Genomic DNA, 9,749 nt, shown 5'->3' with positions numbered 1-9,749 from the left:
GGGACCGGGATGACTCCCGCACCGACCGACCCGCCCGCGGGCCCTCGTGCCGCGGCGGACCACCGGACCACCGATCACCACCGGACCACCGACCACCCGACCCCCGATCACCACCCGACCCCCGATCACCCCCCGGCCGATCAGCACACGATCGACCAGCTCCTGACCGCGATTTTCCGCGCCCCGACCGCACGTGTCCCGGCTTCCCCGAAGGTGGCCCACTGATGGCAGACGAAAAGAAGCTCCTCGACCACCTCAAGTGGATGACGGCCGAGCTGCGCAGGACCACCCGCAGGCTGCGCGAGGTCGAGGACGCCGAGCAGGAGCCCATCGCGATCGTGGCGATGAGCTGCCGCCTGCCCGGTGGCGTGCGCTCGCCCGAGGACCTCTGGCAGCTGGTCGCCGCTGGCGGGGACGCCATCACCCCGTTCCCGGCCGACCGCGGCTGGGACGTCGACGGCCTCTACCACCCGGACCCGGACCACCCCGGCACGGTCTACGCCACCGGCGGCGGCTTCCTGCACGACGCGGGGCGCTTCGACGCGGAGTTCTTCGGCATCTCGCCGCGCGAGGCGCTCGCGATGGACCCGCAGCAGCGGCTGCTCCTGGAGGCCTCCTGGGAGGTGGTCGAGCGGGCCGGGATCGACCCGGGCACCCTGCGCGGCAGCCGGACCGGCGTCTACGTCGGCGGCAGCTACCAGGGCTACGGCTCGGAGCTGGCGGAGGTGCCGGAGGGCGTCGAGGGGCGGCTGCTGACCGGCAACGCGACCAGCGTGCTCTCCGGCCGGATCGCCTACACGCTCGGTCTGGAGGGGCCGGCCGCCACCCTGGACACCGCCTGCTCCTCCTCCCTGGTCGCCCTGCACTGGGCCTGCCAGGCACTGCGCCGGGGCGACTGCTCGCAGGCGCTGGTCGGCGGCGTCACGGTGATGGCCACCCCGGACGTGTTCATCGAGTTCAGCCGCCAGCGCGGCCTGGCGGCCGACGGGCGCTGCAAGTCCTTCGCCGCCGGGGCCGACGGCACCGGCTGGTCCGAGGGCGTCGCGATGCTGCTGGTCGAACGGCTCTCGGACGCCCGCCGCAACGGGCACCCGGTGCTGGCCGTGGTGCGCGGCAGCGCGGTCAACCAGGACGGCGCCTCGAACGGTCTGACGGCGCCGAACGGCCCGGCCCAGCAGCGGGTGATCCGCCAGGCGCTGGGCGACGCCCGGCTGACGCCCGACCAGGTCGACGTGGTCGAGGCGCACGGCACCGGCACCACGCTGGGCGACCCGATCGAGGCGCAGGCCCTGCTGGCCGCCTACGGTCGCGAGCGGGCGCCCGAACGCCCGCTCTGGCTCGGCTCGTTGAAGTCCAACATCGGCCACACCCAGGCGGCGGCCGGTGTCGCGGGCGTGATCAAGATGGTGATGGCGATGCGGCACGGCGTGCTGCCGCCGACCCTGCACGTGGACGAGCCGACCCCACACGTGGACTGGTCGGCGGGCGCGGTCTCGCTGCTGACCGAGGCCGTCGACTGGCCGGCGACCGGCGAGCCCCGGCGGGCCGCGGTCTCCTCCTTCGGGGTGAGCGGCACCAACGCGCACACCATCCTGGAGCAGGCGCCGGAGCCGGTCGAGACCGAGGGCGAGACCGGCGAGGAGGCGGCGGCGCCCGCCGGGAGCGCCGTGGTGCGCACCGCCGTGGTGCCGTGGCTGCTGTCGGCGAAGAGCGCGGCTGCGCTGCAGGCCCAGGCCGCGCGGCTGCTCGCCCACCTGGCCGCCGACCCCGGCGGTGACCGCGGCCACGACCCGGTCGACCTCGGCTACGCGCTGGCGACCACCCGGGCCGTGCTGCCGCAGCGCGCGGTGCTGGTCGCCGGCGAACCGGAGGAGTTCCGCCGCGAGCTCCAGGCGCTGGCGGCGGGCGAGCACGGCGGCGCGCGGCTCGTGCGGGGCGAGGCCGGCGACGGCAAGCTCGCCTTCCTCTTCACCGGCCAGGGCAGTCAGCGGGCCGGCATGGGGGCCGAACTCTACGCCGCCTTTCCGGCGTTCGCCGACGCCTACGACGCGGTCTGCGCCGCGCTGGACCCGTACCTGGCGACGCCGGTCGGCGAAGCCGACGCGCTGCTCGACCAGACCGCCTACACCCAGCCGGCGCTCTTCGCGCTGGAGGTGGCGCTGTTCCGCCTCGTCGAATCCTGGGGCCTGACACCGGACTTCCTGGCCGGGCACTCGATCGGCGAGCTGGCCGCCGCGCACGTCGCGGGCGTCCTCTCGCTGGCCGACGCGGCCGAACTGGTCGCCGCGCGCGGCCGGCTGATGCAGCAACTCCCTGCCGGTGGTGCGATGGTGGCCGTGCAGGCGAGCGAGGCGGAGGTGCTGCCGCTGCTCGCGGGCCGCGAGCACGAGGTGGGCATCGCCGCCGTCAACGGCCCGTTGGCCGTGGTGGTCTCGGGTGCCGAGCAGGCCGTGGCGGAGATCGCCGCACAACTCGCCGAACGGGGCCGCAAGACCAGGCGGCTGACCGTCAGCCATGCGTTCCACTCGCCGCTGATGGAGCCGATGCTCGCCGAGTTCCGCGCGCTCGCCGAGCAGCTGACCTTCCATGCCCCGACGATCCCGATCGTCTCCACCCTCGACCAGTCCGCCGACCTGACGGACCCCGAGTACTGGGTGCGCCACGTCCGCGAGGCCGTCCGCTTCGCCGACGCCATCGCCACCCTGGAGCAGCAGGGCGTGTGCACCTTCGTGGAGCTGGGCCCCGACGGCACCCTCAGCGCGATGGGCCAGGAGTCCGCCGGCACCGCCGCGTTCGCCCCGGTGCTGCGCGCCGACCGCCCCGAGGCCGAGACGGTGCTGACCGGCGTCGCGCTGGCCCAGGTCCGCGGCGCCGCGCTGGACCGGGAGGCGCTCTTCGCGGGGCGGTCCGCGCAGCGCGTCGAGCTGCCCACCTACGCGTTCCAGCACGACTGGTACTGGCTGGAGTCGGGCGGCGCGGGCACCACGGCCGCGGCGGCGGCAGCCTCCACGGCCGCGCCGGATGCGGACTTCTGGGCGGCCGTGGAGCGCGAGGACGTCGACGCGCTCGCCGCGACCCTCGCCGTGCACGACGAGACCGCGCTGGGCACGCTGCTGCCCGCCCTGTCGGCCTGGCGCCGGCAGAGCCGCGAGCAGTCCACCGTGGACGGCTGGCGCTACCGAGCTGGCTGGCAGCCGGTCACCGACGCCCCGGCCGGGACGCTGACCGGGACCTGGCTGCTGGTGCTCCCGGCCGGGCACCGCGACGACGCCCTCGTGCGGGACCTGGCGCGGGTGCTGACCGCGCGCGGCGCGACGGTCCGGCTGCTGGAGCCGGCCGGCACCGAGCGCGGCAGCCTCGCCGGCGAGCTGCTCGCCACCCTCTCCGACGCGCCCTCGCCCCTCGCCGTCCTCTCGCTGCTCGCGCTGGACGAGGCCGCCTCGGTGGCCGGCACGCTCGGGCTGCTCCAGGCGCTGGGGGACACCGGCTTCGAGTCGCCGCTCTGGTGCGTGACCCGGGGCGCGGTCTCCACCGGTGGCGCGGACCGGCTGGCCAGCCCCGTGCAGGCCCAGCTCTGGGGCCTGGGCCGGGTGGCGGCGCTGGAACAGCCGGAGCGCTGGGGCGGGTTGATCGACCTGCCGCAGCACGCGGACGACCGCGTGCTCTCCCGCCTGGCCGACGCCCTGACCGGGGTCGGCGGCGAGGACCAGCTGGCCGTTCGTGCCACCGGTCTGCTCGCCCGCCGCCTGGTCCGCGCCCCGCGCGGCACGGCGACCGCGTGGCAGCCGTCCGGAACGGTGCTGGTCACCGGTGGCACGGGCGCGTTGGGCGCCGAGGTGGCGCGTTGGCTGGCCCGCAACGGTGCCGAGCAGCTCGTGCTCGCCGGTCGGCGTGGCCCGGACGCCCCGGGTGCGGCCGAGCTGGTCGCCGAGCTGGGCGCGTTGGGTGCCACGGCGACGGTGGTGGCGTGTGATGTGGCCGACCGGGCGGCGCTGGCCGGGCTGTTGGCGGCGCACCCGGTCTCGGCCGTCTTCCACACCGCCGGGGTGCTGGACGACGGAATGCTCGACGGCCTGACGGCCGAACGCTTCGCCGCCGTGGCCCGGCCGAAGGCGGACGCCGCCCGCCATCTCCACGAACTCACCGACGGACTCAGCGCGTTCGTGCTCTTCTCGTCCACCGCCGGCACGATCGGCAACCCCGGCCAGGCCAACTACGCGGCGGCCAACGCCTATCTGGACGCACTGGCGGAGCAGCGCCGGGCCGACGGCCTGCCCGCCACGGCGATCGCCTGGGGCCCGTGGAGCAGCGGCGGCATGGCCGCCGACGGGGCGCTGGAGCAGCGGCTGCGCCGCGAGGGCGTGCCGCCGATGGACCCGGCGTCGGCGATCACCGCGCTGCACCAGGCACTGGAGAACGGCGACGGCACGCTCGCGGTCGCCGACATCAGCTGGCAGCTGCTGCTCGGCGGTGCCACCGGCAGCCGCCGAGCCACCACGCTGTTCGACGCGATCCCCGAGGCCCGCCAGGCCCTGGCGGCCGCTGCCGCCGGCGCGGCCACCGACCAGCAGGCGCAGCACGGGCCGCTGGCCCAGCGGCTGGCCGCCCTCGCCCCCGCCGAGCGGGAGCGCGCGCTGCTCGACGCCGTCCGCACCGAGGTGGCCGCCGTGCTCGGCTACCCCGGCCCGGACGCGGTGGACCCGGCCCGGGCGTTCAAGGAGCTGGGCTTCGACTCGCTGACCGCCGTCGAGCTGCGCAACCGCCTGAACGCCGTCACCGCCCTGAGCCTGCCCAGCACCCTGGTGTTCGACTACCCGACCACGACTGCGCTGGCCGGCCATCTGCGCGGTGAGTTGCTCGGTGCGGGGCAGGCTGAACCAACGGCGTTCGTGGCGCGGGCGGTTGACGACGAGCCGATCGCGATCGTGGCGATGAGCTGCCGGTTCCCGGGGGGCGTTGCGACGCCCGAGGAGCTGTGGCAGCTGCTGGCCGCGGGTGGCGATGCGATCTCCGGTTTCCCGACCGACCGTGGTTGGGACCTGGCCGCGCTCTTCGGCGAGGGCGAGACACAGTCCTCGCACACCCGCAGCGCCGGATTCCTCTCCGGTGTGGCCGAGTTCGATCCGACCTTCTTCGGGATCTCGCCGCGTGAGGCGCTGTCGATGGACCCGCAGCAGCGGTTGCTCCTGGAGACCTCCTGGGAGGCGTTCGAGCGGGCGGGCATCGACCCGGCCACCCTGCGTGGCAGCCAGGCCGGCGTCTTCATCGGCACCAACGGCCAGGACTACCTCGCCCTCGCCGCCTCCTCGGCGGACGAGCTGGCGGGCCAGCTCGGCACCGGCACCGCGGCGAGCGTGGTGTCGGGTCGGTTGTCGTACACCTTTGGTCTGGAGGGGCCGGCGGTGACGGTGGACACGGCGTGTTCGTCGTCGTTGGTGGCGTTGCATCTGGCGGGGCAGGCGTTGCGGGGTGGTGAGTGTTCGTTGGCGTTGGTGGGTGGTGTGACGGTGATGTCGACGCCTGGTGCGTTTGTGGAGTTCAGTCGTCAGGGTGGGTTGGCTGCGGATGGTCGGTGCAAGGCGTTTGCGGGTGGTGCGGATGGTACGGGGTGGGGTGAGGGTGTGGGGATGTTGTTGGTGGAGCGGTTGTCGGATGCGGAGCGCAACGGGCATCCGGTGTTGGCGGTGGTGCGTGGCAGTGCGGTGAATCAGGACGGTGCGTCGAATGGTCTGACGGCGCCCAATGGTCCTTCGCAGCAGCGGGTGATTCGGCAGGCGTTGGCGAATGCGGGTGTGGTGGCGTCCGAGGTGGATGCGGTGGAGGCGCACGGGACCGGTACCACGCTGGGTGATCCGATCGAGGCGCAGGCGCTGCTCGCCACCTACGGTCAGGAGCGGCCGGCCGACCAGCCGTTGTGGTTGGGGTCGATCAAGTCGAACATCGGTCACACCCAGGCGGCTGCGGGTGTGGCGGGTGTGATCAAGATGGTGTTGGCGATGGGGCATGGGGTGTTGCCGCGCAGTCTGCACATTGATGAGCCGACGTCGCAGGTGGACTGGTCGTCGGGTGCGGTGGCGCTGTTGGCGGAGGAGCGGGTGTGGCCGCGGAGCGGGCGTCCGCGTCGTGCGGGTGTCTCGTCCTTCGGGCTGAGCGGTACCAACGCCCACGTCATCCTGGAACAGGCACCCGTGGTGGCACCGGCACCGGCGGACCAGCCGACGCCGACACCCGTCACGCTCCCCACGGTGCCGTTGCTGCTCTCCGCCCACAGCGCGCAGGCGCTGCGGGCGCAGGCCGAGCGCCTGCGGTCCTGGGCCGGCACCGAGCCGGGCCGGGCCGGGCTGCCCGACCTGGCCTACTCGCTGGCGACCGGGCGGACCGCACTGGAACACCGGGCCGTCGTGGTGGCCGATGACGAGCAGGGGTTCCTGGGGGGTCTTGAGGGGTTGGTCTCGGGGGAGCCCGGTGCGACCGTGGTGCGGGGCTCGGCCACGGGCGGCAGGTTCGCCTTCCTCTTCACCGGCCAGGGCAGTCAGCGGGCCGGCATGGGAGCGGAGTTGCACAAGACGTACCCGGTGTTCGCCGAGGCCTACGACGCGGTCTGCGCCGAGCTGGACCAGCACCTGGCGACACCGCTCGGTCAGGCCGACGCGCTGATCGACGAGACGGCCTACACCCAGCCGGCGCTCTTCGCGCTGGAGGTGGCGCTGTTCCGCCTCGTCGAGTCCTGGGGCCTGACCCCCGATTTCCTGGCCGGGCACTCGATCGGTGAGCTGGCCGCCGCGCACGTCGCGGGGGTTCTCTCGCTGGCCGATGCCGCCAAGCTGGTGGCGGCGCGTGGCCGCCTGATGCAGGCGCTGCCCGCCGGTGGTGCGATGGTGGCGGTGCAGGCCGCCGAGGCCGAGGTGCTGCCGCTGCTCGCCGACCGTTCCGACGTCGGGATCGCCGCGGTCAACGGCCCGACATCCCTGGTGCTCTCGGGCGCCGAGGACGCGGTCCTTGAGGTCGCGGCGCAGCTGGACCGCAAGACCAGGCGGCTGACCGTCAGCCATGCGTTCCACTCGCCGCTGATGGAGCCGATGCTCGCCGAGTTTCGCGCGATCGCCGCCGAACTCACCTTCCATACCCCGACGATCCCGATCGTCTCCACCCTCGACCAGTCCGCAGACCTGACGGACCCCGAGTACTGGGTGCGCCACGTCCGCGAGGCCGTCCGCTTCGCCGACGCCATCGCCACCCTGGAGCAGCAGGGCGTGCGCACCTTCGTCGAGCTGGGCCCCGACGGCACCCTCACCGCGCTCGCCCAGGACTGCGTCACCGCCGAGGACGCACACGCCGTGCCGACCCTGCGCGCCGACCGTGCCGAGGCCCGGACGCTGACCACCGCGCTGGCCCGGGCCCACGCGAACGGCGCCGCGATCGACTGGCCCGCCTACTTCGCCCCCGCCGGCGCCCGCCGGGTCGACCTGCCCACCTACGCCTTCCAGCGCGAGCGCTACTGGCCGCGGCCCGCCGCCGACGCCCCGCCCGCCACCGCCGGCACCCCGGACGCGGTGGACGCCCGGTTCTGGGAGACCGTGGAGCGCGAGGACCTCGAAGCGCTCACCAGCACCCTGGGCCTGGACGGCGACCAGCCGCTCAGCGCGGCGCTGCCCGCGCTCTCGACCTGGCGCCGGCAGAGCCGCGCCCGGTCGGCGGTGGACGGCTGGCGCTACCAGGTCGCCTGGCACCCCGTCACCGGCTCACCCGTCACCGGCTCACCCACTGCCGGCTCACCCGCCGCCGCACTCACCGCCGCCGTGCCGACCGGTACCGCACTCACCGCCGCCGCGCTCAGCGGCACCTGGCTGGTCGTCACCCCGGCCGGCGCCGCCGAACCCGCCGCGCCCGTCCTCGCCGCGCTGACCGGGCACGGCGCCGAGGCCCGGCAGCTCACCGTCGGCACGGCGCAGACCGATCGCGCCGCCCTGGCCGACCGCCTGCGTGCCGAGCTCGCCGCGGCCGGTCCGCTGGCCGGCGTGGTCTCGCTGCTCGCCTTCGACGAGACCCCGCACCCCGCCCACCCCGCGTTGCCCGCGGGCCTGGCGGCCACCGCGCTGCTGGTGCAGGCGCTCGGCGACGCCGGGGTGCCCGCGCCGCTGTGGTGCCTGACCCGCGGCGCCGTCTCCACCGACCGGGCCGACCACCTGACGAACCCTGTGCAGGCGCAGGTCTGGGGCCTGGGCCGGGTGGTGGCGCTGGAGCACCCCGACCGCTGGGGCGGGCTGATCGACCTCCCGGCGACCCTGGACGAGCCCGCGCTCTCCCACCTCGCCCAGGCACTGGGCGGCGGCACGGAGGACCAGCTCGCCCTCCGGGCCACGGGCCTGCTCGCGCGGCGCCTGGTGCGCGCCGCGCAGGGCGAGGCCACCGGCTGGCGGCCGTCCGGCACCGTCCTGGTCACCGGCGGCACCGGTGCGCTGGGCGCCGAGGTGGCCCGCTGGCTGGCCCGCGGCGGCGCCGAGCACCTGGTGCTCACCAGCCGCCGCGGTCCGCAGGCGCCCGGTGCGGCCGAACTGCGCGAGGAGCTGGCCGGCCTGGGCGTCGCCGTCACCATCGCCGCCTGCGACGTGGCCGACCGCGCGGCGCTCGCCGACCTGCTCGGCTCGCTGGAGCAGCCGCTGGACGCCGTCGTGCACGCGGCCGGTGCGGTCGCCGACGCCGCCCTCGCGGAGAGCGGACTCGCCGACCTGGCCGAGGTGATCGACGCCAAGGTGAGCGGCGCGGCGCACCTGGACGCGCTGCTCGGCGACACCGAGCTGGACGCCTTCGTCACCTTCTCCTCGATCGCCGGCGTCTGGGGCAGCGGCGGCCAGGCGGCCTACGCCGCCGCCAACGCCTTCCTGGACGCCCTGGTGACCAGCCGCCGGGCCCGCGGTCTGGCCGGCACCTCGGTGGCCTGGGGCCCCTGGGGCGGGGCCGGCATGGCGGCGGGCGCGGCGGCCGAGGAGCACCTGCGCCGGTTCGGCCTGCCGGTGATGGACCCCGCGGCGGCGCTGATCGGCCTGCAGCTCGCCCTGGACGGCGCGGCGCCCACGAGCGTGGTGGCCGACGTCGACTGGGCCCGCTTCGTGCCGTCCTTCACCGCCGCCCGGCCGCGCCCCCTGCTGGGCGAGCTGGCGGAGGTGCGGCAGCTGCTGGCCGCCGAGCAGACCGCCGCCGCGCCGGGCAGCAGCGAGGAGACCGGGCTGCGCGGCCGGCTGGCCGCCATGACCGGCGCCGACCGCGACCGCGCGCTGCTGGACCTGGTGCGCGGCGAGGTCGCCACCGTCCTCGGCTACGCCGGGGCGCACGCGGTGGAGCCCACCCGGGCCTTCCAGGCGCTCGGCTTCGACTCGCTGACGGCGGTCGAGCTGCGCAACGCGCTCAACACGGCCACCGGCCTCAAGCTGCCGTCCAGCGCGGTCTTCGACTACGCGACGCCGACGGCCCTCGCCGGACACCTGCGGGACGAACTCTTCCCGGACCAGGCCGATGCCGCCCTCGACCCCGAGGAGGCCGAGCTGCGCCGGGCGCTGGCGGCCATCCCGCTGGCCCGGTTCCGGGAGGTCGGGCTGCTGGAGACGCTGCTGAAGCTGGCCGACCCCGGCACCGACAGCACGACCCCGGACAGCGGCGACGACCTGGACCTGATCGACTCGCTCGATCTCGACAGCCTGATCGACATCGCTCTCGACAGCAACGATTCCTGAACCGTCCGAAGTGCGGAG

General features: G+C 75.3%; 1 protein-coding gene. It reads left to right on the top strand.

Annotated elements, in window-relative coordinates:
• Positions 1-221: 221 nt before the first annotated feature.
• Positions 222-9,731 (top strand): type I polyketide synthase, encoded by a 9,510-nt coding sequence (locus OG500_RS07510; protein WP_442907130.1) that lies wholly within the window; start codon positions 222-224, stop codon positions 9,729-9,731.
• Positions 9,732-9,749 lie beyond the last annotated feature (18 nt).

Source organism: Kitasatospora sp. NBC_01250 (assembly GCF_036226465.1).
Classification (GTDB): domain Bacteria; phylum Actinomycetota; class Actinomycetes; order Streptomycetales; family Streptomycetaceae; genus Kitasatospora.
The sequence above is the reverse complement of the archived record's forward strand: the minus strand, read 5'-3'. Positions and strand labels throughout refer to the sequence as shown.